The organism is Phenylobacterium sp., from assembly GCF_041913825.1.
Lineage (GTDB): Bacteria > Pseudomonadota > Alphaproteobacteria > Caulobacterales > Caulobacteraceae > Phenylobacterium.
This window is the reverse complement of sequence record NZ_JAYSEO010000001.1, coordinates 47232-70727: the sequence shown is the minus strand read 5'-3', so window position 1 is coordinate 70727 and position 23496 is coordinate 47232. Positions and strand designations below refer to the sequence as shown.

Below are 23496 nucleotides of genomic sequence, written 5' to 3'. Positions count from 1 at the left end.
GGCGGGTCTCAGCGGTAGGCCAGGGTGTTGATCTGCAGGATGGGCAGCAGGATCGAGAGGACGATCACCGTCACGATCAGGCCCATGACGATGATGATGGCGGGCTCCAGCAGGCTGAGCGCCACCTGGACGACGGCGTTGAACTCGCGTTCGAGGTACTCGGCGGCGCGGCCCAGCATGAGGTCGACGCGCCCGGCGTTCTCGCCGCTGGCGGCCATGTAGAGCAGGATCGGCGGGAAGACGCCGGCCCGCCGCATGGCGCCGGACAGGCTGCCGCCCTCGCGCACGGTATCGGCCATCCCCTCGACCGCCGCCCGCAGGGCGCGGTTGTGCACCGTGGGCACGGTGAGCCTCAGCCCCTCCAGCACCGGGACGCCCGCCGCAATCATGGTGGACAGCGTCCGCGCCAGGCGGGCCGCGTGCAGGTCGCGGATCAGCCGGCCCAGGAAAGGGACGCGCAGCAGGGCGGCGTCGAACCTCAGGCGAAGCTCCGGGCGGCGCAGCGCCTGGGCGGCGCCGAGGCCCGCCACCAGGAGCAGCAGCAGCAGGAGCCAGCCCCAGTCGCGGCTGAAATCCGAGAGGAAGATGATCGCGCGGGTGAGCCAGGGCAGGCGCTGGCCCATGCTGTCGAACTGCTCGACCACCCGCGGGACCACGAAGGTGATCAGGGCGGCGATGACGCCCAGGGCTGTGACCGCCAGGGCGGCCGGATAGACCAGCGCGACCAGCAGCTTGGAGCGCGCCTGCTCGTCGCGCTCCAGAAGGTCGGCCAGACGCTCCAGGATCTCCGGCAGGGCGCCGGAGCTCTCGCCCGCGGCGACCATCGCCCGGTAGAGCCGCGGGAAGGCGTCGCCCTGGCGGCCCATGGCGTCGGAGAGCCGGTAGCCCTCCAGCACGCCCGCATGCGTCGCGAGCAGCACCCGACGCACCGCCGGCCGCTCGGCCTGCAGGGCGAGCGTGCGCAGCGCCTCTTCCAGCGGAGCGACGGCGATCAGGGTCGCGAGCTGGCGGGTGACAAGCGCGAGCTGCCTGGCGCCCAGCCGGTCGGGGACCAGCCGGCGGAGCCAAGAGGGGGTCGCGGCGCGCTCCGCCGCCGGCTGCACCTTCACCGGAACCAGGCGGCGGCCCTGCAACTGCTCGCGCGCCGCGCGCTCGCTGGCCGCCTGGACGACGCCTTGGCGGGTGCGGCCGCCGGCGTCGAGGGCGACGTATTCAAACGCCGACATCGGCCCCGGTCTCCTGCCGCGCCACGCGCAGCGCCTCTTCCAGGCTGGTGACGCCCTCGGCCACGTAGCGGCGGGCCTCGTCCTGCAGCGTGCCGCCGTTCGGGAAAGCGGCTTGGACGATGGCGTCCTCGTCGGCCTCCTCGCCGACCAGCCGGCGGATCCGGTCGTCCACCCGCAGCGCCTCGTACACGCCGACCCGGCCGACGTAGCCGGTGTTGGCGCACTGCGGACAGCCGGCGGCGCGGTAGATCGTCTGCCCCTCAGCGATCCCGGCGAGGCGGGCGGCCGAAGCGTCGGCCGGCTCGGGCCGGCGGCAGTGCGGGCACAGCCGCCGCACCAGCCGCTGGGCGACGATGGCCCGCAGGGTGGAGGCCAGCAGGAAGGGCTCGACACCCATGTCCCGAAGCCGCGTGATGGCGCCGGCCGCGTCGTTGGTGTGCACCGTGGAGAGCACCAGGTGGCCGGTGAGGCTGGCCTGGACGGCGATCTGCGCCGTCTCCACGTCCCGGATCTCGCCCACCATCACCACGTCCGGGTCCTGGCGCAGGATCGCGCGCAGCCCGGCGGCGAAGGTCATGCCGACCTTGGCGTTCACCTGGGTCTGGCCGAGCCCCTGGATTGCGTACTCCACCGGATCCTCGATGGTGAGGATGTTGCGGGTGGCGTCGTTCAGCAGCGAGAGGCCGGCATAGAGGCTGGTGGTCTTGCCCGAGCCCGTCGGCCCCGTGACCAGGATGATGCCGTTGGGTTCGGACAGCGCGCCGCGGAACACCTCCAGCGCCCGGGGCGACATGCCGAGGTCGGCCAGCCCGAGCTGCGCCTGGCCCTGGTCGAGGATCCGCATCACCACGCGCTCGCCGGCCCGCGCTGGCAAGGTCGAGACACGTACGTCGAGGCTGCGGCCGCCGAGCGCGAGCGAGATGCGGCCGTCCTGCGGGATACGCTTTTCGGCGATATCCAGCCGGGCCATCACCTTCACCCGGCTGACCAGCAGCGGCGCGATCCGCGGCGCGAGGCTCAGCACCTCCTTCAGCACGCCGTCGACGCGCAGCCGGACCACCAGCGCCTGCTCGAAGGGCTCGATGTGCACGTCCGACGCGCCCTGGCGGACGGCTTCGGCGATGACGCCGTTGATCAGGCGGATGATCGGCGCGTCGTCCTGGGCGTCCAGCAGGTCGGCCGCAGCCGGCAGCTCGTCGGCCAGGCTGTCGAGGCCGGCTGGGAGGTCCAGGTCGTCGGCCGGCGCTCCCAGCCCCTCCCCCGCGTAGGCCTCCGACAGCCGACGCTCGAATTCGGCGCGGGCGAGCGGCGTCACCCGGATCGGCGCGCGGAGCGCCCGGCGCGCCTCCAGGACCGCGAGCGGGTCGGCCCCCTCGCGCAGGCCGAGGAGCGGCGTCTCGCCGTCCTCCAGCAGGACGACGCCGTGCTTCTTGGCGAAGGCGTAGGCGAGCGCGCGGGTCATGGCCGCGCCGGGACGGGCGCCGGAGCCGGCGCAGCCGGCGGCGCGGACGGCGCGTAGCGCGGCGGCTCGGCCTGCAGGTACTCTCGCACCAGCCGCTCCAGCTCGGCCTGGCGCGCCGGGTTCCGGAGCGCCTGCTGGCCCGCGATGTAGTCATACTTGGGCGCGGTGACATAGCGCGCGTCCTCGGCCGTGCGGACGATCTTCGGCCGGATGAAGACCATCAGGTTGGTCTTGCTCTTCTGCCGGCTCGTGCTGCGGAACAGCGCGCCCAGGCCGGGCACGTCGCCGAGGATCGGGGTCCGCTGGGCCGACTGGCGGTCGGCCTGGTCGAGCAGGCCGCCGAGCACGACGATCTCGCCGTCGTCGACGTTCACCGTCGTCTCGAGTTCGCGCTTGTTCAGCACCAGGTCGCCGACGCTGTCGGTGAGCTCGCCGGCGATGCTGGAGACCTCCTGGCGCAGGCTTAGCGTGATGGTCCCGCCCGCGTTCACCTGCGGCGTCACCTCGAGCTGGATGCCGACGTTCTGGCGCGCCGTGGTGCGGAAGGGATTGGCGTTGTTGTCGCCCAGCACCTCGCCGGTGGTCACCGGCACCTCCTGGCCCACCAGGATGGTGGCCGGCTGGTTGTCCAGGGTCAGGATGGAGGGCGTGGAGAGCAGGTTCGAGGCGGTATCCGACTTCACTGCGTTGATCACGAAGCCGAACAGCACGTCGCCGCTGCGGCCGCCGCCGCCCAGCAGGGCGCCGTTGGTCCCCAGGAGGGACTGGGCCGCCGCCGCCCTGAGCTGCGCCAGCAGCGGGGAGTCCTTCGGCAGGTTGTTCTCGCCCGCCGCCGCTCCGATGATCGCGGGTAGGTTCGGCCCAGCGTTGGAGTAGCTGGTGGAGGCGAACGGCACGGCCGAGCCGTTCACCCCGGCCAGCGCGAACTGCGCGCCCAGGCGTTTGGCGGTGTCGTCCGAGACCTCCACCACGATGGCCTCCACCAGCACCTGCTGGCGGCGCACGTCGAGCTGGCGGATGACTTCGGCCAACATCCTTTGCGTGTCGGGGTCGGCGGCGATGACGATGGCGTTGGTGCCGGGATAGCGCGCGATGTTGGCGCGCGCGGCGCCGCCGGAGGCCGGCGCGAGGGCCGCCGGCGTCGGCGAGCTGGCCGCCGCGGCCGGGCGCCCAGGGCGGGGTGGCGCGGCAGGCGCGGCCTCGGGCGACGCGTGGCTGGCCGCCTGCCCTACGAGCTGCTGCAGCACGGGCACGAGCTGCTCGGCGTTGGCGTGCTGCAGGGTCACCACCCGCACGTCGCCGGCGGTCTCCGCCCGGCGGTCGAGGTCGTTGACGACGGCCAGCAGCGGCCGCACCGCCTCGGCATCGCCGCGCAGGATGATCGAGTTGCTGCTCTCCACCACCACGATAGAGACCACGCCGTTACGGGCCTGGGGGTCGGCGCCCGGCGGCTTCAGCAGGTCGTTGAGGACGCCCGCGATCTCCCGGGCCGAAGACGAGCGCAGGGTGACCGTCTGGGTCATCGCCCGGTCTTCGTCGATCTGTGCCAGGAGGCTGCGAATACGGCGCAGGTTGTCGGCGTAGTCGGCGACCACGATCATGTTGCCGCGCGAGGACGGGATGATCGCGCCCTGCCGGCCGATCAGCGGCTTCAGCGTCTCCGCCGCCGAGGCGGCGTCGAGGTTGCGCAGACGGAACACCTGGGTGGCGAAGCCGTAGCCCGCCGAGGCGCCCAGGGTGGCCGGCTGCTGGGCGGCGCCTTCGTCCGGGGCGATGCGGTAGGCGCCGGAGCCGGTGGGCACGGCCACTAGGCCGTTGGCCCTGAGCGTCGACATCAGCACGTCGAACAGCTCGGCGCGGCTCAGCGGCTCCTGGCTGGCGACGCTCACCTTGCCCTGCACGCGCGGGTCGATGATGAAGGTGCGGCCGGTGGCGCGGGCCACGTCCTGGATGAAGACGCGGATGTCGGCGTCCTGCAGGTTCAGCACCTGCTCCTGGGCGACGGCGGCCGCCGGCAGGTTCAGGGGCGAGGCCGCCGCTAGCATGAGGATCGTGACGAGCTTCTTCACTGCGGCGCCATCCGGATACGCGTGGTCAGGGTCTGGCCGCCCCGCTCGAAGCGGATCTCGGCGGCGGTTGAAGCGGCGAGCGACTGGGGCAGCTCGCTCACCCGTTCGGGCGTGAGGGCGACGCCGTCGATCGCCAGCAGCACGTCGCCTTGCTGCAGGCCCGCCTGGCGCAGCACGTCGGAGCCGCCGCGCGGCAAGACGGTGTAGCCGGAGGGCCGACCGTCCCGCATCCGGGGGACCAGCGTCGTCTGGCCGAGCAGCCGCTGAGGGTCGATGGCCGGCCCGGGGCGGGACGCGGCCGGGCCCTCCAAGCTCGGGCCGGAAAGGGTGGAGACCGCCGGCAGGACCGCGGCGCCCGGCTGCGGGACCGGGAAGCCGACGCGCTGCCGCGCTCCGCCCCGGCTGAGGATCACGTGGTCGGCGCCGACCACGGCGAGCACCAGGCCCGGCGAGACCTCCTCGCCCACCCCATACGACCGCTGCGGACCGCCGCCGGCCGCCAGAATGGCCGAGCCGCGGCCGCCCGAGCCGGCGCGCACGCCATAGAGGATCACGGCGTCGCTCGAGCCTGTGGCCTGCCCCGCGGCGGCGGCGCCCTGCACGCGGAAGAAGGGGTCGAAACTGGCGAGGATGGAGAGGTCGGCGATCGCGCGGGTCGCGGGCTGCGGCCGCGGCGCTTCGCCGAAGGGCCCGAGCGGGGTCACCAGGAGCCAGACGAGCCGGCCGGCCTGAATGGCCAGGCCCACCGCCAGCACGGCTTCCAGCGCGATCAGCGCGGTCCGCGGACGGACCGCGCGCAGACTGTCGAGCGTGAGCTTCAAGCCTTCCCCCGTTCCGCCTGTGCGGCGGCGATGGGGGACTCTTGGCGGAGGACGCCGACGTTCCCGTGAAGCTTGGATGAAGCTACCGTGACAGTCGCCGTCCGCCGGCTCAGAACCGCGTGGAAAGGCTGACCGAGAAGCTGCGGCCGATCTCATAGTTGTTCAGCCGGATCTCGTCGCCGCCGCGCTCCTGGTGCTCGTCGAACTCCTCGCCCAGCAGGTTGCGGGCTTCGAAGCCGAAGGTGAACTCCTGGTTCCAGACGGCGAACCGCTGGCGGAAGGTGAAGTCGAGCAGCACGCCCGGGTCCTGCACGAAGTCCGGCGCGCCCGCCTGGCCGCGGGCGGTGATCCGCTCCGAGGCGTAGTTGGCGAGCAGGGTCGCCTGGGTGGCGCCGTCGGCGCTTTCCAGGCCGAGCTGCACGTTGCCCAGGTGCTCGGACTGGCCCTGCAGCGGGCTGCCGTCGATGACGAAGTTCTCGGCCGGGGCCGGGTTGCCGTTGTTGGTGATCGGGAAGACCACGTCGCCCGAGCCCACCTTCACCTCGGCCTTGGTGTAGGTGTAGTTGGCGGCCACCAGGAAGCGGACGCCGTCGATCCAGCCGAGGTTCAGCTCCGGCTCGAAGAACTTCTTGAACTCGGCCTCGAAGCCATAAAGCGTCGCCTTGGGCGCGTTCAGGAAGCTCTGCTGCAGGCCCGAGCCCGACTCGTTCACCACCGACTCGATGGGCCGGTCGATGTCCTTGTAGAAGACGCCGAGCGTGGCGAACTGCCCGCGGTCGAAGTAGCGTTCGTACCGGGCGTCGAGGTTGATCAGCTCGGAGTCCACCAGGAACGGGTTGCCGATGAAGGTGCGGTCCGATTCCGGGTCGAGGTAGAGCTGCGGCGCCTGCTCGCGGAACTGCGGGCGGGCGATGGTCTTCGACGCGCCGAAGCGTAGCTGCTGGTTCTCGGCGAAGTTCCAGGTGATGGTCGCCGCCGGCAGCAGGTACTCGTTCTCGAGCTGGCGCCCGGCGAGGTCGGCGTTCGGGTTGAACAGGTCGATGGCCTGCACCGACTGGTCAGCCGACTCGTAGCGGGCGCCGAAGGTGGCCCGGACGGCTGGCAGGATCTCGCCCTCGCCCTGCAGGTAGATGCCGTGGGTGGTCAGCGACGCCTCGTAGGCCGCCGCGCCCTCCGACCCCGTCACCTCGCGCAGGATCAGGCCGTCGGGCCCGATATTGAAGTCGGAGTAGAGGAAGTCCACCCGCTGCATCTGGAAGGCGATGGAGGGCGTGGAGTTCATGGTGAAGCGGAACACCCGGCTGTCGGAGAACCGCTCGTTGTCGTACCAGGCGTAGCCCGCGGAGACGGTGAAGTCGGCGATCAGCGGGTTCTCGAGGCGGTAGCGCAGGTCGACGCCGAAGCCCGAGGCCTTGTCCTCCAGTTCGCTGAACCGGATGAAGTTGGCGTCGGCCTGCGGGTTGTGCAGATAGGTCCCGTCGACCCGGCGGTAGCGGACCTGGCGCTCGTAGGGCACGTCACGCTCGGTGCGGGCGTAGGAGCCGCGCCAGTCGATCTCCAGGTCGCCAAAGCGGTGCTGGCCGGTGAGCTGGGTGTCGATCAGCTCGCGCTGGTACCAGGCGGTGAAGTCGTCGCGGATGTAGTTGGACGCGCGCGAGCTCTCGCCTTCGACCGAACGGGCCTCCTTGGTGACGTTGCGGACGTAGAAGTTCGTCCACTTGAAGGTGTGGTTGTCGAGCTCGAGAGCGACGCTCGTCAGGCCGTTGATGACGATGTCGTTCTGGGTCGAGTTCGACTGCAGGTCCTCGAGGACCGCCAGACCCTCCAGGCTGACGACGCCTTCCTGCTGGATCGCGCGGCGGGTCTGCCAACTCGAGTCATAGCCGCCGACGGCCACGAAGCCGAGGTTGCCCCAGTCGAAGGTCCACGACGTTCCGCCCGAAATGTCGAAGCTGCCGTTGAACGGCACGTCGTTCGTGGACTGCAGCAGGTTGATATTGGCGTTCTGGAAGCTGCGGCCGATGACGGTGAGCTGTTCCGGGCTGAAGTTCGAGGAATCGATCCGCTTGCCGGTCTCGATCGCCTGGCGCACCGCCTGCGGCAGCTCGCGGGTGCCGTCGTCCACGCCGGTCCAGTCGGAGTCCCCGCCGTAGTAGGTGAAGCCCTGCTTCAGCGAGGTCTCGTCGTTCATGCCCGCGCTGACGCCGAGCGCGATGAAGGACTCCTCGGGGATGTCGATCGTGCGCAGGTCGATCAGGCCGCCGCCGAACTCCCCCGGCAGGTTCGGCGAATAGGTCTTCTGGACGTTGACCCCGGCCAGGACGTTGGACGGGAAGAGGTCCAGCGGCACCACGCGCTGCAGCGGCTCGGGGCTAGGCAGGGGGGAGCCGTTCAGCAGGGCCGACGAATAGCGCTCGCCAAGGCCGCGCACGTAGACGAACCGGCCGCTGACCACGCTCAGGCCGGCGAGCCTCGTCAGCGCCTGGGCCGCGGTGTCGTCGCCCTGGCGGACCAGGTCCTCAGGCGTCACGATCGAGGCGACCTCGGAAGTCTCGCGCATCACTTCGGGAATGTACTTCCCGCGGACGACGATCTCCTCGACCTCGGCCCCCGCCGGCGGCGCGCCGGTCTGCGCCGCCGCAGTCTGCGCATGGACGAGCCCGGGCGCCATCAGCGCGGTGGTGCAGAGGAGCAGCCCGGCGAGCGGGCGGTGAAGCTTGGTCATGAGGAGATCGCCTTCAAGAGTGCCCTGACGCGGAGAGGGCGGGGCCTCGGCGGCCCCGCCCCGCGGGATCAGCAGCTCGAGCCGCTGGCCAGGCCGCAGGTCCAGCCCTGCCACCAGGTGTCGCTGGCGTCGCGGACGGCGCCGACGTAGTTGGTGGCCACGTAGAACGAGCCCAGGGTCGAGGCGTTGAACGGCGTCACCGCCGCCTCGTTGGCGCCGTTCACGAAGCCGCCGGCCAGGGTGTTGGTGAAGCTGGGGTTGTTGTTGGTCCCGGCCGCGAACAGGGCCTGGGCCTCGGCCCCGGTCACGTCCGTGTCGTTGCGGAAGTTGACCGAGCAGGAGAGCACCACCGAATCCCACCGCGGGGCGGCGGCGACCGTCGAGGCGGTGTCCACGTCGATACAGGCGGTGGCGGTGTTGGCCGACACGAACACGCCGTTGACGAAGCGGCCGCCGGTGCCGGTGTTCAGCACCTGCAGGTCGCCCGCGCCGGTGCGGCCCGAGCCGATGGCGGTGAAGTTGGCGATGGTCGGGCGCGAGTTCAGAGACGCCTGGACGCCGGCCGAGCTCATCTCGAACACCCGGTCGCCGCCGTTGGCGCGCTGGCGGGCGATCAGGAACTGGATGCCGCCCCGCCAGCCCTCGTCGGTGTCGATGCTGTCGTCGTCGGCGCCGGTGATGACGATGTTCTTGAGCTGGACCGTGCCGCCGAAGAACTCCATGCCGTCGTCCGAGCTGTTGTGCACCTGGACGTGGTCGACCACCGTGCCCGATCCCACGCCGAGGAAGCTGATGCCGTTCAGCTCACGGTTCGGCTGCACCTCGAAGCCCGGGTAGCGGACCTGGACGTAGCGCAGGCGGCCGGAGTTGTCGGTCGGGCTGTTGCCGCCGTAGAGCGACACGCCGCCCTCGAAGGTGGCCACGCAGTTGATGTTCGGCGGGGTCGTGCCGGCCGGGCAGCTGGCGATCGGCGCGCGGCCGGCGATGACGATGCCGCCCCACTGGCCGATCAGGTCGGCGCCAGAGTTGCCCTCGATGTTCGAGCGGCTGGTGAAGATGATCGGGTTGGTGGCCGTGCCCTCGGCGAAGATCTGCGAGCCGCGCTGCACGTTGATGTAGTCGAGGCCGCCCGAGCCGTAGAGGCGCACGCCCGGCTCGATCGTCAGGATGCCCTGCTGGGCGCCCGCGATCGGCGCGTTCGGGTCTGCGCCGCGGTCCTGGCCGACGTCGACGCGGCCGCTGATGGCGTAGACGGTGCCGGCCCGGTTCGCGAGCACCAGGTTGCCGGTGATGGTCTGCGGCAGTTGGCAGGCGCGCAGGGTGCCGTTGGCCACCGTGCCGATGTTGGCGAGGCCGGTCGGGCAGTCCGCCGCCGCCTGGCCGGGCGGCGGGTTGGTCGTGCCGCCGCCGTTGTTGCCGCCGCCGCCCGGCGGGAAGGCGCCTTCGCCGGGGGAGGCCACGTTGTCGGCGCCGCCGCCGCAGGAGGCCAGAGCCACCGCACTCAGCGAAGCGAGAAGAAGGGTTTTCAGCTTGGTGACGCCGGTCATCGAGGTTCTCCCACCTGGCTCGTCGATGGCGCATGCGGGAATCCGGCCTCGACCCCTGCCGAGGCGCCAGCCCGCCTGCCCTGGGCGGGTTCTAGGGACGGGCGATGACAGCGACCCGACAGATGCGTGACAGCTTTGTTGCAGCGCTTGTTCGGCGCATGCCGCGTTCACCGCGGCGGGTCCGGACTGACACGAGGCTGTCGCGCAGGTTGTGTAGAGCGCGACGCACATCGCTGCGGAGTGCGTTGGATGCGGCAGATCATCGTGCGCCGGACGGACGGGGCCTGGGCCCTGCAGACCGGCACGGATATTCTCTATTTCGTCACCGGCGCCCAGGCCGAGCGCCGCGCCCGGGACCTCGCCGCCCGTCACGCTGCGGATGGGGAGCCCGCGGAGGTGCAGGTCTTCGATCTCTCCGGCCGCCCGGTGGGCCGAGTCTCCTTCCCCGCCGCGGCCTGAAGCCCGAAAAAGGGAGGACCGGACGGGGGGTCCGATCCTCCAGGCGCGGGGTACAGACCAAAAGCTCGTCGAGCCCGTCCGGCCACGCCCTGGCTAGCAGACGCGCGCGACGCCGCCGCGACCGAACCGTGACAGGTCGCTGACGCCGGATCTCAGGTGTCGGGAAGGTTCCTGGTGGAGCCGAGGGGAGTCGAACCCCTGACCTCCTCATTGCGAACGAGGCGCTCTACCAACTGAGCTACGGCCCCAGGAAGGCGCGGAATAGCCCTATCGCGCGGCCTCCTGTCAAGCGCCCTCGGTGCGGTGCGGCGCCTTGCCTGCGGCGCAAAGCCGGTTAGAAGCCGATGAGGCACAGCGGGACACGGGACACGATGGGCGCCATCATCAACTTCATCTTCTTCATCGTGGGGGCCCTGATCAGCTTGCTGATCTGGGCGATCATCATCAACGCGATCCTGTCGTGGCTGGTGGCGTTCAGCGTGATCAACGTCCGCAATCCGTTCGTCTACAACGTGACCCGCTTCCTCGACGCCGTGACCGATCCGGTGCTGCGGCCGTTCCGCCGGTTCGTCCCGACGCTGGGCGGCGTCGACATCAGCCCGATCATCGCCATCCTCGTGCTGACCGGAATCCAGCGCTACCTGCTGCCGGCGGCGCACAACGGCCTGCTCAGCCTGCTGGCCTACTAGTCGATGCGCTTCGCCGTGCGGGTGACGCCGCGCGGCGGCCGCGACGCGGTGGAGGGCTGGGCGACGGACGAGGCCGGGCGGCCGGTGCTGCGGGTGCGGGTCTCCGCCGCGGCCACGGAAGGCGCCGCCAACGCCGCTGTGATCGCCCTGCTGGCCAAGGCGCTCGGCCGGCCGCGGTCTTCGTTGCACATCGTGCGCGGGGAGACCTCGCGCACCAAGCAGGTGGAGGCGGAGGATCTGGAACAGGCCGACCTCGCCCGCGCCTTCGGCGATCCCCCCGGCTGACCGCAAGAAGGGAACAGGTCCCGCGCCCCGGGGCTTCCTCTGGCCGAACAGGCAAGAGGAGACGGCCATGCCCGAGAACCAGAGCCAGCCCAACATCGCCGGGAACCCGGCCAACCCCGGCGGCGAGCCGCGCGTCATCCCGCAGCCGGACTCGCCCGAGCCGGACCGGCCCTCGGATACCGAGGCGGCGCACAACTCCGAGGAAGGCGGCGCCGTCCGCGACCCGGCCGCCGACACCGCCGACTCCGCCGACCAGAACTACGGCAGCCTGGACGGCCACGCCTCGAAGGACCCACGAGGCGACGCCCAGACCGGCGAGCGCCTGGCGGACCGCGGAAACCGCCTCGGCTGAAAAAATCCCGCCAACGCTGGAACTTGCCTTTTGACAGGAAGTTAAGGGCGTGTCGTCGGATCGCTCATTCGGTCAGACGGCATTGACCGGCCCGGCCCACACCCCTGGCATCCCCCGACCATGGCCGGGCCGGTCACCTTCCTTCCCCAACTCGGATCGCCCGCGGAACGGCCGGCCGGCTGGCCGGTTAGGCCTGCGAGGCTTACTTGATCAGGAGCGGACCCATGGCGGATCGTGACAGCGGCGCGCGCGGCGGACAGGCGGGCTTCCAGGGCGGCCAGCTCGGCGGCGGCCTGCGCAAGCCGGGCTATGGCGAGGGCTACGGCCGCGACTTCGGCGGCGGCGGGCTGAACCAGGGCTTCGACGGTAGCTGGGGCCAGGGCTACGGCGGCAGCCTGGGGGCCTCCGACTATCGTGAGGGCTACGGCGGCGACGCCTACGGCGGCGGCCTGTCGGGCGCCGACTACCAGCGGGGGGGAGGCCCGCGCGGCGAGGACATGGCCGCCGATGCGGGCTACGCCGGCGCCGACACGCGCAGCTGGATGGATCGCCGCGCCGACGAGCAGGCCGGCCCGCACGCCGGCCGGGGCCCGCGCGGCTGGAACCGCTCGGACGAGCGGATCCGCGAAGCCGTCTCCGAAGAGTTGATGCACGACCCCCTCCTCGATGCGCGCGAGATCGAGGTGCAGGTGGAGGGCGGCGTGGTCACCCTGAAAGGCGAGGTGCCCGGCGCCTCCGACATCCATCTGGCCGAACGGCTCGCCCGCCGCTGCGGCGGGGTGAGCGAGGTCCGCAACGAGCTGCAGGCGCACGGCCGCCCCCGCGGCGAGCTCGAGCTGCCGGGCGACGCGGGCGAGGCGCCGAACCCCTACCACCCGGCGGGGCAGGACCACGCGGTGACCGCCACCCAGCGCAACGCCGCCCTGGGCGACGGCGACGACCCGCAGCGCCACTGAGCGCCCGGGGACTGGCACAGGGCCTGCGCGGCGATCACATTGCGTCCATGGCTTCCCGCGCAGACCTCGCCGAACTCCTCGCCCGGTCCCGTCGCGCCGTGGTGTTCACCGGCGCCGGCATTTCCACCGAGTCCGGCATCCCCGACTTCCGCTCCCCCGGTGGCGTGTGGAGCCGGATGAAGCCGATCTACTTCCAGGAGTTCGTGTCCGACCCGGCCAAGCGCCGGGAGGCGTGGGAGCGGGCGTTCAGCGGCAAGGCCGGCTGGACGGGTCGGCAGCCGAACGCCGGCCACTACGCGGTCGCCCGCCTGGTGGCGCGGGGCAAGGTCAGCGCGATCATCACCCAGAACGTGGACAACCTGCACCAGGACAGCGGCGTGCCGCCGGAGCGGATCATCGAGCTGCACGGCAACGCCACCTACGCCACCTGCCTGGAGTGCGGCGAGCGTCACGAGCTGGAGGAGCTCCGGACCGGGTTCGTGAAGGCCGGCGAGATCCCCTACTGCCGCCGCTGCGGCGGGCTGGTGAAGACCGCCACCATCTCCTTCGGCCAGTCGATGCCCGAGGAGCCGATGCTGCGGGCCGAGGCCGAGACGCTGGCCTGCGACCTCTTCGTGGTGCTGGGCTCGTCGCTCGTGGTGCACCCGGCGGCCGGCTTTCCGGCGCTCGCCAAGCGGAACGGCGCGGCGCTGGCCATCGTCAACCGCGAGCCCACGCCGCTCGACCCCTACGCCGACCTCGTCCTGCACGACGAGATCGGCCCGGTGCTCACCGAGACGGCGCCGCCCGACTAGCCGTCCAGGCGGCGCGCACCGCCTCAGGTCCGTGCGAGGGCCGCGTCGGGCAGCTCGATGTCGATCTCGAGCGTCGAGACCTGACGCCCGCGGTCGAGGCGCACCGTCACCTTCTCCGTCTCGATGTCCACATGGCGGCCGATCACCTCGAGGATCTCCCGCTGCAGAATCGCCGCCAGGTCGCGGCGGTCGGAGAACGCCCGCTCGTGCGCCAGCAGCACCTGCAGCCGGTCGCGCGCCACAGGGGCGGAGCGGTTGCGGGTGAAGAAGTTCAGGATGCTCATGCCGCCGCCGCCTTCCGGCCGAACAGGCGATCGAACAGGCTGCGGCGGTCGGCGGGGGTGCTGATCGGGATGGACTCGCCCATCAGCCGGCGGGCGGCGTCGGCATAGGCCCTGGCCACCGGGGAGGCCGGATTGTGGAGGGTCACCGGCGCGCCGACGTTCGAGGCGGTGAGCACGTCGGCGCTCTCCTGCACGATGCCGAGCAGCGGGATGGCCAGGATCTCGAGCACGTCGTCCACCCGCAGCATCTCGCCGCGCGCCGCGCGGGCGGAGTCGTAGCGGGTCAGCAGGAGGTGCTTCTCGACCCGGCCCCCCTCCTCCGCCTGGCGGGTCTTGGAATCGAGCAGGCCGATGATCCGGTCGGAGTCGCGGACCGAGGAGACCTCGGGGTTGGCGACCACCACCGCCACGTCGGCGAAGCGCATGGCGAGCGTCGCCCCCTTCTCGATGCCGGCGGGACTGTCGCAGATGATCCAGTCGAACCGCCCGCGAAGCTCGCCGATCACCGCCTCGACGCCGGCGTCGGTGAGCGCGTCCTTGTCGCGCGTCTGGGAGGCCGGCAACAGCCAGAGGTTCTCCAGCCGCTTGTCCCGGATCAGCGCCTGCGGGAGCTTGGCGTCGCCCTGCACCACGTTGACCAGGTCGAAGATGACCCGGCGCTCCGCGCCCATGACGAGGTCGAGGTTCCTCAGGCCCACGTCGAAGTCCACCACCACCACCGACTGGCCGGCCTGGGCCAGGGCGGCGCCGAGCGCCGCCGACGACGTCGTCTTCCCGACGCCGCCCTTACCGGACGTGACCACGACAACCTTGGACATCAGACGCACTCCATTCCCGCCCGCGGACGGGTTCCGCTATTCAAGTCAGGGGGCTCAGCCGGAGCGCGCCCCGGTCGCACAGCACCTGCGCCGCGCGGCCATGCAGCCCAGGGCCCCAGTGCTCGGCCGTCCGATAGAGCCGGTCGATCCCCACCAGCTCGGCTTCCAGCCGGCTGCAGAAGATCCGGCAGCCCGGCCCCGCCTTGAGTCCGGCGATCGCGCGGCCGCGGAGGGCGCCGTAGACATGGATCGAGCCGCCGGCGAGCACCTCCGCCCCCGAGGCCACGGCGCCCAGGATGGTGACGTCCCCTGCCTCGAAGACGATCGACTGGCCGGAGCGCACCGGGCGGTCCACCAGCAGGGAGGGCTCGTCCGCCCTGGCGGCAGGCGGCGGCTCCAGCGCGATGTCGCGGCCGGCCAGCCCCACCGCCAGGCGGGCCCAGGGCGTGCCGAACAGCACCGCCGGCTCGACGCCTTCGACGCCGACCAGGCGCAGGCGCCGAGCGTCCAGGCCCTCCAGCAGGATGGCCGCGGCGCCCGGCCCGGCCTCCGCGACCACATCGGAGAGGTCGACGACGACGGGACGGCTCTCGAAGAAGCCGGGCGCACGCGCCAGCTCGCGGTCCAGGGCGTCGAACCAGTCGCGCATGGGGAAGGCGGGCGTCATCACCAGCGCCATGAAGCTGCGGTTGAGGAACCGGACCGGCGTCGGCGGGAGCGCCTGGGCGGCGCTCCTCATCGGCCGGACGCCAGCCAGGCGGTGATGAAGGCGTGCGTCTTGCGGACCAGGGCCGACGGCCCGGAGAAGTGGAACTCGCTGCCGAACATCCGGCGACGTTCGGTCCAGCGCAGCGCGCCGGTGTCCTCGCTGGAGAGCACGGCGCGAAGCTGATCGCGCTTGGAACGCGGCACGAAGGAGACATAGGTCACGGTCGTCACGGCGGCCTCCACCCGTTGCGAAGCCTCGATCAGCCGGTGAGTCTGCGGCGCTGAAGCGGGCGAAACGGGGCCATTCCGTGGCGCAGCTTGGCCTTGGCGCGCGACTCAGAAGGTGCGCGCCTCGGCGATCGCCTGGCCCGACCGGGCCGACTCGGACGCCTGGACGATCTCCACCACGTCCCGGACATAGGCCTGGGCGTTCTGCCGGGCGGCCGCCGCGCCCCAGACGCCGTTCATCTCCAGGGCCTCGAAGCCGCTGCCGATGGAGAACAGCGCGCGGAACGCTTCCTTCTCGAGGAGGGGCGTCGGCAGGATCTGCATGCCGGCCTCGCGCAGGCTCGTGACCACGCTCTTCAGCATCTTCGGCCGGATGGCGGCGGGCACGCGGGTCAGCACCGCCCGGTGGGGGATGGGACGGGCCGACCGGCGGCTGAACGCCTGGACGATCTCCGCCGCCTTGATCGCCTCGGCCAGGTCGAGGTGCGATCCGGCCAGCGGGGTGAGCACCAGGTCGAACCGCAGGGCCGCGAGAACCGCCGCGCCGCGCTCCGTCCCCTCCGTGTCGAGGATCACCCAGTCCGGCCTGCGGCGCTGGGCCTCCCGGGCCGCGTCGCGGATGTCCGGCACGGTGGGGGCGGGATGCACGCTGATGGCGTCGCTGCGGTTCGGGAGCGAGGCCCAGCGGACCAGCGGCTTGTTGGGATCGGAATCGATCATCGCCACCCGGCCGCCGCGCTCGGCCAGGCCGAGCGCCAGGGTGAGGGCGGCGGTCGTCTTTCCGGCGCCGCCCTTGGGGCTGATGAAGACGACGTTCGGCATGGGACGCCCTCCTGCGAGCGTCCTGTCTGACCGTGGAACTCGGGCGCTTTCGTGTCTCGCAACGCCGACGACCGCCCCGCGCGGCCCGTGCCGCGCCGGTGTCCGGGCTCCGAAACCGTCAGGAGAAGTGGTGCCGCCTAGGTGACTCGAACACCTGACCTACGCATTACGAATGCGCCGCTCTACCGGCTGAGCTAAGGCGGCCCACGGTGCGGACAGGGGACCTGGCCGCCGGGAGGCGCCTATTTAGCGGACCTGCCCGCGTTCGCCAAGCGCCGGCGCGAGGGCGCGCGGCGTTGCGGCGCGGGCGCGGTGGGCGCGGGCGGCGGCTCGTCCTCGCCGAACGGGTCCTCGTCGGCCGCATAGAGCACCGGCTCCTGCACCTCCTCGCCCAGGAAGGCGGCCGGGTCGGCGTAGGACAGCGGCAGTTCCGGCAGCTCGCTCAGGCTGCGCTCGCGGCGTTCGTGGCGCGGGTGAATCAGCTCCCCCGTCTCGGCGAAGGTCGCCACCAGGCGCGACCAGTCCGAGGCGTGGTAGGCGAAGGCGCGGCCTTCCGGGTCGAGATCGGACCAGTCGGGCTCGTGCGGCGCGCTCATGCCCCGGGCCAGCCAGACACGGGCCTCGTCGGCGCGACCGCCGGCGTAGGCGACCCGCGCCATCAGCCCGGCGATCCGCGCCGTCACCGGCTCGCCCTCGAGCGCCTGGGCGGCCTCGGCGGCGGCCGGGGCTTCGCCGGCGATCAGGGCCTGCTCCACATAGAGGATGCGGCTCTCCCGATGGGCCGGGTTGCCGGCCGCCAAGCCCATCAGCCGCGTGGCTCGGGCCGTCGGCGTCTCGTCGGTGCGCAGGTCGCGGTAGGCCAGGAACAGGGCCGGATGCGGCGCGGCCTTCCAGGCGGCCTCCAGGGTGGCGGCCGCGCGCTGCAGCTTGCCGGCCTGGGCGAGCAGGCGCGCGGCCATGACGACCCCGGGCGCGAAGCCGGGTTGCAGGCGGGCGGCCTCGACGGCGCTGTCCAGCGCCTGGGCGCGGGCGCGGGGCTCGGGGGCGTGCTCGAGCTGGGCGGCGGTGGCGGCGAGCAGCGCCGCCCGCGCGCGCTCCGCCACCCGCGGGCTCACGACCTTGCGCTCCAGCGCCTGTTTCACGAGCTCGAGGGCGGCGTCCCAGTCGCCGGCCTCCAGCCGCGCTTCGAGGAGCGCACGCCAGGCCCACCGCGCAGCGCCGGTCTGCCCGAACGCCGCCTCGGCGTGGCGAAGCGCGGCCGGGCGATCCCCCTGGGCCAGGGCGAGCTGCATCAGGCCCCGGTGACCGGCCAGCCGCATCTCGGGAAAGCCGAGCATGGCGGTGTAGGCGGCGTGCGCGGCCGCGGCGTCGCCAGCCGCCTCGGCGGCCTGGGCGGCGAGGATCCGGGTGAGCCCCGGCGTCTCGGTCGCGAGATCGGCGGCCTTGCCGGCCAGCCTGCGCGCCTCCGAGCCGTCGCCGGCGGCGACCGCCAGGAAGCCCCGCGTCAGCACCTCGTCAGCCTGGCGGCGGCGGGACTGGGCCAGCGCGCGCTCCGCCCGCGCCGGCGACTCCAGGATCCAGATGAGGGTGCGCCAGAGCACGGTCGCCAGCAGGGCGCCCAGGCCGGTGATCAGCACGGCCGCGGCGGCCGTCATATCCGCCCGCCAGCCCAGCCAGACGACGCTGGCGCGGCCGGGATCGCCGGTGAGAGCCAGCACCGCCACCGCCAGCGCCAGGACCAGCAGGATGACAAGGCCGGCGCGGATCACGCGGCGGGCTCCGGCGACAGGGCGCGGAGCGCCCGAGCCCGGAGGGCGGCGGCCTGGCGGTCGATCTCGGCGCGGCGCTCGGCGCGCACCCGCCAGGGGGCCAGCGCTTCCCGAGCGGCTGGCGGCAGGGCGTCGAGGGCGCGGAGCGCGCCGTCGAGGTCGCCGTCCTCGGCCAGCCGCTCGGCGCGGGCCAGCCGGGCGTCGACGCCGTCGCCCGTCGCCTCGCCCACGCGGCGCACGGTGACGATCCGGGTGAGCGCATAGCCGATGCGCTCGCCGACGCCCGCGCCCTCGCCCGGCGCACGGGCGGCGGCGGCGGCGCGGGCGGCGTAGTCGGGGAAGCTGGCGGCGAGCGCGGCGCGTGTGGGGGCGCCGGTCTCGGCGAGGCGCGCCAGGCCGGCGAGCTCCGGCAGTCCCGGCGTGGCGGCGCGCAGGGCGGCGAGCTCCTCGGGGAACGGCCGGGCGGCCTGGGTCGCCTCCACCAGCGCGGCGGCGGCCAAGGTGGCGGCGGCGGCCTGGCCGGCGGAGCGTTCCTGGGCCTCCAGGGCGGCGACCCGGGCGGCGAGCCGCTCGATCTCGGCCGATGAGGCCGCGGGGGCGACCACCACCGCCTCTGGACGCGGCGTTGCGGACACGGCCGGCGTGGCCGCCAGGGGCACCTCCCCAACCGGCGGGAGCGGCGGCTGCGGGCGCGCCGCCAGCAGGCGGGGCAGGAAGAGGCCGAGGCCTGCGCCGGCCAGGACGCAGAGCACGCAGAGCGCCGCCACCGCCCAGCCGCCGCCGGGCTGGCCCCGGTAGGCGGCGGGGTCCTTAGGCGCGGAGAGGTCGGTGGGCTCGGGCGGCGGGGTCATGGGGCGCGGTCGATCAGGTTGAGCAGCGCCGCCTCCAACGGAAACGGCGGATAGGCCTTGGCGGCGAGCGGCGTGCGGGCCAGCGGCTTGATCACCGCTTTGGAGAGGCCCAGCGCGCGGAGTTCGGGCGCGGGGTGGGCCTTCAGCACCTTGGCCAGCACCTGGGCGGCGCGCGGGGAATGCACCAGCGCCGCGTCGGCGCGGATCAGGGTCTCCACCTGGCCGTCGGAAAGCGAGACGGGGCCGGTCTCGTAGAGCACGAGGCGTCGCGCCTCGACGCCATGCTTCTCCAGCGTGCCGGCCAGATCGCCGGCCGGCTCGGCGGCGCCGGGGTGCAGCACCGCGCCCTTCAGCTCGCCGCGACGGGCGGCGATCCCCTCGGCCAGGGCGTCCACGTCGCCGTCCGCAGAGAGCACCGAGCGGAAGCCCGCCGCGCGGGCGGCGGCGGCGGTGGCGGCGCCCACCGCGAACACCTTCAGCGAGCGGTCGCCGCTCTTGTCGGCGAAGGCGCGCACGCCGTTGGCGCTGGTGAAGGCCAGGGCGGCGACGCCGGCCAGGTCGATCTCCACGTCGTCGAGGGTCTTGACCGCCAGCAGCGGCGCCACCAGCGCCTCGTGGCCCATGGCGCGGACCCGTTCGGCCGTGGCGTCGGCGCCGGGCTGCGCGCGGGTGATCCAGATTCTCTGACGGCGGCCGGGCATCCGCAGTCCTTATAACGGCCAAGCTTAAGCTTTGACGACTGGACGCCCAGGGTGGCCCCAGCCGGGCGCACGATCAACGGCCCGCGGCGTCCTGGCCGGCAGCCTCAGAGGACGATGCGGTCCCCGGCCTCTTCCTTCACCGCCATGCCGAGCGACCAGCCCAGGTCGCGGGCGGAGGCGACGGGGTCGGCGAGCTGCGACAGTTCGGTCTCGCCGGCGTGGCGGAACCGCAGGACGCCGTCCGGCGTCAGCGCCTCGACGATCAGCTTCAGGGCGCCGCCCTCGAACCAGGCGTGGGCGCCGACCGCCGTCTTGCACGAGGCTTCCAGCGCCGCCAGGGCGCCGCGCTCGGCGGTCACGGTGATCTCGGTGGGCGCATGGCGCAGCGCCTGGACCCACGGCAGGTCGCGGTCGCGCTCGCGGGTCTCGATGGCGAGCGCGCCCTGGCCGGGGGCCGGCGGACATTCCATCGGGTCGATCAGGCTCTTGGGCACATGACCGAGGCCGAGGCGACGAAGGCCGGCGTAGGCCAGGAGGATCGCGTCCGCCTCGCCCGCCTCGAGCTTCGCGATGCGGGTGTCGACGTTGCCGCGCAGCATAGAGACCTGCAGGTCGGGGCGCCGGTGCAGCATCTGGGCCTGACGGCGGAGGCTGGCGGTGCCGAGGTGCGCGCCCTGCGTCAGGTCCTCCAGTCGCTCGGGGCCGCGGGAGAGGAAGGCGTCGCGCACGTCCTCGCGCTCGGGCACGGCGGCGATGCACAGGCCGGACGGCAGCTCGGCCGGCATGTCCTTCATGGAGTGGACGGCGCAGTCGATGCGCCCGTCCAGCATCGCCTCCTCGATCTCCTTGGTGAACAGGCCCTTGCCGCCGATTTCCAGCAGCCGACGGTCCTGAACCCGGTCGCCCGTGGTGGTGATGACGATCAGCGGCGCGACGGTCTCCACCTCGGCGGGATTGGACGGATCGGCGCCCAGGGCGGCCGCGATCTGCCGCTGCATCATCCCGGCCTGGGCGAGCGAAAGCTTGGAGCCGCGGGCGCCGATCCGGACGGGCGGTTGCGTGGGCACGGTGGGCGGTCTACCTGCAAGGCCGAAAGAGAGACGTGCCTGCTACAGGAGCGGGCCGCACCCGGCAACCGGATGACCCCCACGCACACTGTCCTGGGCCTCGAGACGAGCTGTGACGAGACCGCCGCGGCCGTGGTCCGCCTCGTCGGCGACGAGGTCGAGGTGCTGTCCTCCGTCGTGGGCAGCCAGATCGCCGAGCACGCGCCCTATGGCGGCGTGGTGCCGGAGATCGCCGCCCGCTCGCACGTGGAGACCATCGACGCCATCGCCGATCGCGCGCTGGCCGAGGCCGGTCTGGGCTACGACGACCTGACCGGGGTGGCGGCCACGGCCGGCCCGGGGCTGGTGGGCGGGGTGATGGTCGGCCTCTCGTTCGGCAAGGCGGTCGCCCTCGCCCGCGGCCTGCCGCTGGTGGCTGTGAACCACCTGGAGGGCCATGCGGTGTCGGCCCGGCTGGGCGCGCACCTGCCCTATCCCTTCCTGCTGCTGCTGGTCTCCGGCGGCCACTGCCAGCTCCTGGCGGTGGACGGGGTCGGCGCCTGCCGCCGGCTCGGCTCCACGATCGACGACGCGGCCGGCGAAGCCTTCGACAAGATCGCCAAGACGCTCGGCCTGCCCTACCCGGGCGGCCCGGCGCTCGAGAAGCTGGCGCAGGGCGGCGACCCGGAGCGCTTCGTCCTGCCGCGCATGCTGCTCGGCCGAAAGGACTGCGACTTCTCCTTCTCGGGCCTGAAGACCGCCGCCGCGCGGCTCGCCGCCGGCCTCACGGAGGAGGCGGACCGCCGCGATCTCGCCGCCGCCGTCCAGACCGCCATTGCCCGCCAACTGGCCGAGCGCAGCGACCGGGCCATGCAGGCCTTCGCTGTCGCCCGCGGCGGCCGCGACCTGCGCTTCGTGGTGGCGGGCGGCGTCGCCGCGAACCGGACGGTCCGGGCCCAGCTCGAGGCCGTCGCCGCCGCCCGCGGCTTCAGCTTCGCCGCCCCGCCGCTCGCCTACTGCACGGACAACGCCGCCATGATCGCGCTCGCCGGCGCCGAGCGACTCGCGCTCGGCCTCTCCGACCCGCTGGACGCCGCCGCCCGGCCACGCTGGCCGCTGGACCAGGCGGCCGCGGCGGCCAACCCGACCCACGTGCCCGGCCGCAAGGGCGCCAAGGCATGACCCGGGCCGGCGTCATCGGCGGCGGCGCCTGGGGCACCGCGCTCGCCCAGGTCTGCGCCCGCGCCGGCCTCGAGCCCGTGCTCTGGGCCCGCGAGCCGGAGGTGGTGGAGGCGGTCAACGCCGCCCACGAGAACCGGCTGTTCCTACCGGGCGTGGCGCTCGACCCGGCGATCCGGGCGACGGGCGACCTCTCCGACCTGGCCGCCTGCGACCTGGTGCTCGCGGTGCCGCCGGCCCAGCACATGCGCGCCTCGCTGGCCGCCTTCGCGCCCCACGTCCGCGACGGCCTGCAGGTGATCCTCTGCTCCAAGGGCGTCGAGCAGGGCTCGCTGAAGCTGATGACCGAGGTGTTGGCCGAGACCCTGCCGCAGGCGAAGCCCGCCGTCCTCTCCGGTCCCTCCTTCGCCGGCGAGGTGGCGCGCGGCCTGCCGACCGCCGTCACCCTGGCCTGCCCGGACGAGACCTGCGCCCGCGACCTCTCCGAGACCATCGCCACGCCCGAGTTCCGGCCCTACTTCGCCACCGACATGGTGGGCGCGGAGGCCGGCGGCGCGGTGAAGAACGTGCTGGCCATCGCGACCGGCATCGTCGAGGGCCGCGGCCTCGGCCGCTCGGCGCATGCGGCGCTGATCACCCGGGGGTTCGCCGAGCTGACGCGGCTGGCCGTGGCGCTGGGCGGCAAGGCCGAGACCGTGGCCGGCCTCTGCGGCCTGGGCGACCTGGTGCTCACCTGCTCCAGCCCACAGTCGCGCAACATGAGCGTCGGCCTGGCGCTCGGCCAGGGGCAGACGCTGGAGGAGGCGCTGTCCGGCAAGCTGTCGGTGGCCGAGGGCGTGGCGTCCGCGCCGGCGGTGCGCCAGCTCGCCGCGAAGCTCGGCGTCGACGTGCCGATCTGCGAGGCCGTGGCCGCCATCCTGGCCGGGGAGACCGGCGTCGACGCCGCCATCCGCGGCCTGCTCTCCCGACCGCTCCGCGAGGAACACTGATGCCCCTCTACATGCTGGCCTGTTTCGACAAGCCCGACGCGCTCGACCTGCGCATGGCGACCCGCGAGGCTCATCTCGCCTGGGCCCGGGACAAGCACGAGCGCATCCGGATGGCCGGCCCGATGCTGGACGAGCAGGACCGCATGGCGGGGTCCCTGTTCTTCCTGGAAGCCGAAACCGAGGCCGACGTGCGCGCCTTCAACGCCGACGACCCCTACACCAAGGCCGGGCTCTTCGAGCGGGTCGAGATCAAGCGGTTCCGTTCGACCCTTGGCCAGCCCCTCTAGCGGCAATCCCGCCCGGCCGCCGGCCGGGGTCCGGCTGTGCGCGCTGGGAGACATCGCCGATCCCGGCGGCAAGAGCTTCCGGTTCCGGGCGGAGAGCAAGCTGTTCGCCGGCTTCGTGCTGCGCCGCGGCGACGCCGTGGCGGGCTGGGTGGACTCCTGCCCGCACGCGGGTTGGCCGCTCGCGCCCCTGGACGACCGCTACCTCACACGATCGGGCGAGCACATCCTGTGCGCCGGCCACGGCGCGCTGTTCAACCTGGACGGCGTCTGCGTCACCGGACCCTGCCTCGGCGAGCGCCTCGCGCCCTGGCCCGTGGCGCTGCGCGACGGAGACGTGTTCACCGCCTGACCTGCGCCTGCTCTAAGGGTCTGTATTCGCAGGCCTTCGCGGTCATGTGGTTAACCACGAGTTAAAGAAAAGACTCGCCT

General features: G+C 72.9%; 25 protein-coding genes and 2 tRNA genes. 10 read left to right on the top strand and 17 right to left on the bottom strand.

Annotation, left to right across the window (positions count from 1 at the left end; genetic code table 11):
• Nucleotides 1-8: 8 nt before the first annotated feature.
• The 6 genes from gspF to ACE3Q8_RS00325 all read right to left on the bottom strand — a co-directional run bounded on the left by gspF (nucleotide 9) and on the right by ACE3Q8_RS00325 (nucleotide 9850).
• Nucleotides 9-1226, bottom strand: coding sequence for a type II secretion system inner membrane protein GspF (gspF, locus tag ACE3Q8_RS00350; protein WP_374467842.1), 1218 nt, complete (start codon nucleotides 1224-1226; stop codon nucleotides 9-11).
• Nucleotides 1213-2688, bottom strand: coding sequence for a type II secretion system ATPase GspE (gene gspE / locus ACE3Q8_RS00345; RefSeq protein WP_374467840.1), 1476 nt, complete (start codon nucleotides 2686-2688; stop codon nucleotides 1213-1215). Before gspE ends, gspF begins: the two co-directional genes overlap by 14 nt.
• Nucleotides 2685-4757 (bottom strand): type II secretion system secretin GspD, encoded by a 2073-nt coding sequence (gene gspD, locus ACE3Q8_RS00340; RefSeq protein WP_374467838.1) that lies wholly within the window; start codon nucleotides 4755-4757, stop codon nucleotides 2685-2687. Before gspD ends, gspE begins: the two co-directional genes overlap by 4 nt.
• Entirely contained in the window at nucleotides 4754-5578 is an 825-nt protein-coding gene (locus ACE3Q8_RS00335) for a type II secretion system protein N (RefSeq protein ID WP_374467836.1), read from the bottom strand. The genes gspD and ACE3Q8_RS00335 overlap by 4 nt, the downstream gene beginning before the upstream one ends.
• A 109-nt stretch (nucleotides 5579-5687) precedes the next feature.
• The gene (locus ACE3Q8_RS00330; protein ID WP_374467834.1) at nucleotides 5688-8303 is read right to left on the bottom strand and encodes a TonB-dependent receptor domain-containing protein; all 2616 of its coding nucleotides are present in this window, start codon (nucleotides 8301-8303) and stop codon (nucleotides 5688-5690) included.
• 68 nt (nucleotides 8304-8371) lie between these two features.
• Entirely contained in the window at nucleotides 8372-9850 is a 1479-nt protein-coding gene (locus ACE3Q8_RS00325) for a hypothetical protein (protein WP_374467832.1), read from the bottom strand.
• A gap of 249 nt (nucleotides 9851-10099) precedes the next feature.
• Here ACE3Q8_RS00325 and ACE3Q8_RS00320 point away from each other — a divergent pair, with 249 nt between their 5' ends.
• A complete protein-coding gene (locus ACE3Q8_RS00320) occupies nucleotides 10100-10309 on the top strand; it encodes a hypothetical protein (RefSeq protein ID WP_374467830.1) in 210 nt (69 codons plus the stop codon).
• A gap of 172 nt (nucleotides 10310-10481) precedes the next feature.
• Here the strand turns inward: ACE3Q8_RS00320 and ACE3Q8_RS00315 are convergent.
• Nucleotides 10482-10557: transfer RNA gene (locus ACE3Q8_RS00315), tRNA-Ala, on the bottom strand.
• Nucleotides 10558-10680: 123 nt separating this feature from the next.
• Between ACE3Q8_RS00315 and ACE3Q8_RS00310 the strand changes: the two genes are divergently transcribed.
• The 5 genes from ACE3Q8_RS00310 to ACE3Q8_RS00290 all read left to right on the top strand — a co-directional run bounded on the left by ACE3Q8_RS00310 (nucleotide 10681) and on the right by ACE3Q8_RS00290 (nucleotide 13385).
• On the top strand, nucleotides 10681-10998 hold the full coding sequence (locus ACE3Q8_RS00310; protein WP_374467828.1) for a YggT family protein: 318 nt from the start codon (nucleotides 10681-10683) through the stop codon (nucleotides 10996-10998).
• Between the two features lie 3 nt (nucleotides 10999-11001).
• Nucleotides 11002-11283, top strand: a complete 282-nt coding sequence (locus tag ACE3Q8_RS00305) for a DUF167 family protein (protein WP_374467826.1) — start codon at nucleotides 11002-11004, stop codon at nucleotides 11281-11283.
• A gap of 67 nt (nucleotides 11284-11350) precedes the next feature.
• The gene (locus ACE3Q8_RS00300; protein WP_374467825.1) at nucleotides 11351-11635 is read left to right on the top strand and encodes a hypothetical protein; all 285 of its coding nucleotides are present in this window, start codon (nucleotides 11351-11353) and stop codon (nucleotides 11633-11635) included.
• Between the two features lie 224 nt (nucleotides 11636-11859).
• Entirely contained in the window at nucleotides 11860-12591 is a 732-nt protein-coding gene (locus tag ACE3Q8_RS00295) for a BON domain-containing protein (protein ID WP_374467823.1), read from the top strand.
• A 47-nt stretch (nucleotides 12592-12638) separates the two neighbouring features.
• Nucleotides 12639-13385: an NAD-dependent deacetylase gene (locus ACE3Q8_RS00290; protein WP_374467821.1), complete on the top strand. Its 747-nt coding sequence runs from the start codon at nucleotides 12639-12641 to the stop codon at nucleotides 13383-13385.
• A 23-nt stretch (nucleotides 13386-13408) separates the two neighbouring features.
• On the opposite strand, the gene minE is transcribed toward ACE3Q8_RS00290, so the two are convergent.
• From minE to hemC, 10 genes are all read right to left on the bottom strand, one after another.
• Nucleotides 13409-13669 (bottom strand): cell division topological specificity factor MinE, encoded by a 261-nt coding sequence (gene minE / locus ACE3Q8_RS00285; RefSeq protein WP_374467819.1) that lies wholly within the window; start codon nucleotides 13667-13669, stop codon nucleotides 13409-13411.
• Nucleotides 13666-14487, bottom strand: coding sequence for a septum site-determining protein MinD (gene minD / locus ACE3Q8_RS00280; RefSeq protein ID WP_374467817.1), 822 nt, complete (start codon nucleotides 14485-14487; stop codon nucleotides 13666-13668). The genes minE and minD overlap by 4 nt, the downstream gene beginning before the upstream one ends.
• A gap of 40 nt (nucleotides 14488-14527) precedes the next feature.
• Nucleotides 14528-15226 carry a septum site-determining protein MinC gene (minC, locus tag ACE3Q8_RS00275; RefSeq protein ID WP_374467815.1) on the bottom strand — a complete coding sequence of 233 codons (699 nt, stop codon included), beginning with the start codon at nucleotides 15224-15226 and terminating at the stop codon, nucleotides 14528-14530.
• The gene (locus ACE3Q8_RS00270; RefSeq protein WP_374467813.1) at nucleotides 15223-15426 is read right to left on the bottom strand and encodes a hypothetical protein; all 204 of its coding nucleotides are present in this window, start codon (nucleotides 15424-15426) and stop codon (nucleotides 15223-15225) included. Before ACE3Q8_RS00270 ends, minC begins: the two co-directional genes overlap by 4 nt.
• Nucleotides 15427-15531: 105 nt before the next feature.
• Nucleotides 15532-16245: a division plane positioning ATPase MipZ gene (locus ACE3Q8_RS00265; RefSeq protein ID WP_374467812.1), complete on the bottom strand. Its 714-nt coding sequence runs from the start codon at nucleotides 16243-16245 to the stop codon at nucleotides 15532-15534.
• 128 nt (nucleotides 16246-16373) lie between these two features.
• Nucleotides 16374-16449: transfer RNA gene (locus ACE3Q8_RS00260), tRNA-Thr, on the bottom strand.
• Between the two features lie 38 nt (nucleotides 16450-16487).
• Nucleotides 16488-18014 (bottom strand): heme biosynthesis protein HemY, encoded by a 1527-nt coding sequence (locus ACE3Q8_RS00255; protein WP_374467810.1) that lies wholly within the window; start codon nucleotides 18012-18014, stop codon nucleotides 16488-16490.
• Nucleotides 18011-18865 carry a COG4223 family protein gene (locus ACE3Q8_RS00250; RefSeq protein WP_374467808.1) on the bottom strand — a complete coding sequence of 285 codons (855 nt, stop codon included), beginning with the start codon at nucleotides 18863-18865 and terminating at the stop codon, nucleotides 18011-18013. Before ACE3Q8_RS00250 ends, ACE3Q8_RS00255 begins: the two co-directional genes overlap by 4 nt.
• Nucleotides 18862-19566 (bottom strand): uroporphyrinogen-III synthase, encoded by a 705-nt coding sequence (locus tag ACE3Q8_RS00245; protein WP_374467806.1) that lies wholly within the window; start codon nucleotides 19564-19566, stop codon nucleotides 18862-18864. The genes ACE3Q8_RS00250 and ACE3Q8_RS00245 overlap by 4 nt, the downstream gene beginning before the upstream one ends.
• A 104-nt stretch (nucleotides 19567-19670) precedes the next feature.
• Nucleotides 19671-20633, bottom strand: a complete 963-nt coding sequence (gene hemC / locus ACE3Q8_RS00240) for a hydroxymethylbilane synthase (RefSeq protein WP_374467804.1) — start codon at nucleotides 20631-20633, stop codon at nucleotides 19671-19673.
• A 72-nt stretch (nucleotides 20634-20705) separates the two neighbouring features.
• On the opposite strand from hemC, the gene tsaD reads away from it, so the two are divergent.
• From tsaD to ACE3Q8_RS00220, 4 genes are read left to right on the top strand one after another with little or no spacing between them, the layout of a single operon-like run.
• Entirely contained in the window at nucleotides 20706-21794 is a 1089-nt protein-coding gene (gene tsaD, locus ACE3Q8_RS00235; RefSeq protein WP_374467802.1) for a tRNA (adenosine(37)-N6)-threonylcarbamoyltransferase complex transferase subunit TsaD, read from the top strand.
• Entirely contained in the window at nucleotides 21791-22780 is a 990-nt protein-coding gene (locus tag ACE3Q8_RS00230) for an NAD(P)H-dependent glycerol-3-phosphate dehydrogenase (RefSeq protein ID WP_374467800.1), read from the top strand. The genes tsaD and ACE3Q8_RS00230 overlap by 4 nt, the downstream gene beginning before the upstream one ends.
• The gene (locus tag ACE3Q8_RS00225; protein WP_374467798.1) at nucleotides 22780-23067 is read left to right on the top strand and encodes a YciI family protein; all 288 of its coding nucleotides are present in this window, start codon (nucleotides 22780-22782) and stop codon (nucleotides 23065-23067) included. The genes ACE3Q8_RS00230 and ACE3Q8_RS00225 overlap by 1 nt, the downstream gene beginning before the upstream one ends.
• Nucleotides 23051-23416 carry a Rieske (2Fe-2S) protein gene (locus ACE3Q8_RS00220; RefSeq protein ID WP_374467796.1) on the top strand — a complete coding sequence of 122 codons (366 nt, stop codon included), beginning with the start codon at nucleotides 23051-23053 and terminating at the stop codon, nucleotides 23414-23416. The genes ACE3Q8_RS00225 and ACE3Q8_RS00220 overlap by 17 nt, the downstream gene beginning before the upstream one ends.
• The last annotated feature ends 80 nt before the right edge of the window (nucleotides 23417-23496 follow it).

Coding starts and splice junctions, on each gene's coding strand:
- gspF (WP_374467842.1), bottom strand. CDS start 1,226: ATGTCGGCGTTTGAATACGTCGCCCTCGACGCCGGCGGCCGCACCCGC.
- gspE (WP_374467840.1), bottom strand. CDS start 2,688: ATGACCCGCGCGCTCGCCTACGCCTTCGCCAAGAAGCACGGCGTCGTC.
- ACE3Q8_RS00330 (WP_374467834.1), bottom strand. CDS start 8,303: ATGACCAAGCTTCACCGCCCGCTCGCCGGGCTGCTCCTCTGCACCACC.
- ACE3Q8_RS00325 (WP_374467832.1), bottom strand. CDS start 9,850: ATGACCGGCGTCACCAAGCTGAAAACCCTTCTTCTCGCTTCGCTGAGT.
- ACE3Q8_RS00320 (WP_374467830.1), top strand. CDS start 10,100: ATGCGGCAGATCATCGTGCGCCGGACGGACGGGGCCTGGGCCCTGCAG.
- ACE3Q8_RS00310 (WP_374467828.1), top strand. CDS start 10,681: ATGGGCGCCATCATCAACTTCATCTTCTTCATCGTGGGGGCCCTGATC.
- ACE3Q8_RS00305 (WP_374467826.1), top strand. CDS start 11,002: ATGCGCTTCGCCGTGCGGGTGACGCCGCGCGGCGGCCGCGACGCGGTG.
- ACE3Q8_RS00300 (WP_374467825.1), top strand. CDS start 11,351: ATGCCCGAGAACCAGAGCCAGCCCAACATCGCCGGGAACCCGGCCAAC.
- ACE3Q8_RS00295 (WP_374467823.1), top strand. CDS start 11,860: ATGGCGGATCGTGACAGCGGCGCGCGCGGCGGACAGGCGGGCTTCCAG.
- ACE3Q8_RS00290 (WP_374467821.1), top strand. CDS start 12,639: ATGGCTTCCCGCGCAGACCTCGCCGAACTCCTCGCCCGGTCCCGTCGC.
- minE (WP_374467819.1), bottom strand. CDS start 13,669: ATGAGCATCCTGAACTTCTTCACCCGCAACCGCTCCGCCCCTGTGGCG.
- minD (WP_374467817.1), bottom strand. CDS start 14,487: ATGTCCAAGGTTGTCGTGGTCACGTCCGGTAAGGGCGGCGTCGGGAAG.
- minC (WP_374467815.1), bottom strand. CDS start 15,226: ATGAGGAGCGCCGCCCAGGCGCTCCCGCCGACGCCGGTCCGGTTCCTC.
- ACE3Q8_RS00265 (WP_374467812.1), bottom strand. CDS start 16,245: ATGCCGAACGTCGTCTTCATCAGCCCCAAGGGCGGCGCCGGAAAGACG.
- ACE3Q8_RS00250 (WP_374467808.1), bottom strand. CDS start 18,865: ATGACCCCGCCGCCCGAGCCCACCGACCTCTCCGCGCCTAAGGACCCC.
- ACE3Q8_RS00245 (WP_374467806.1), bottom strand. CDS start 19,566: ATGCCCGGCCGCCGTCAGAGAATCTGGATCACCCGCGCGCAGCCCGGC.
- tsaD (WP_374467802.1), top strand. CDS start 20,706: ATGACCCCCACGCACACTGTCCTGGGCCTCGAGACGAGCTGTGACGAG.
- ACE3Q8_RS00230 (WP_374467800.1), top strand. CDS start 21,791: ATGACCCGGGCCGGCGTCATCGGCGGCGGCGCCTGGGGCACCGCGCTC.
- ACE3Q8_RS00225 (WP_374467798.1), top strand. CDS start 22,780: ATGCCCCTCTACATGCTGGCCTGTTTCGACAAGCCCGACGCGCTCGAC.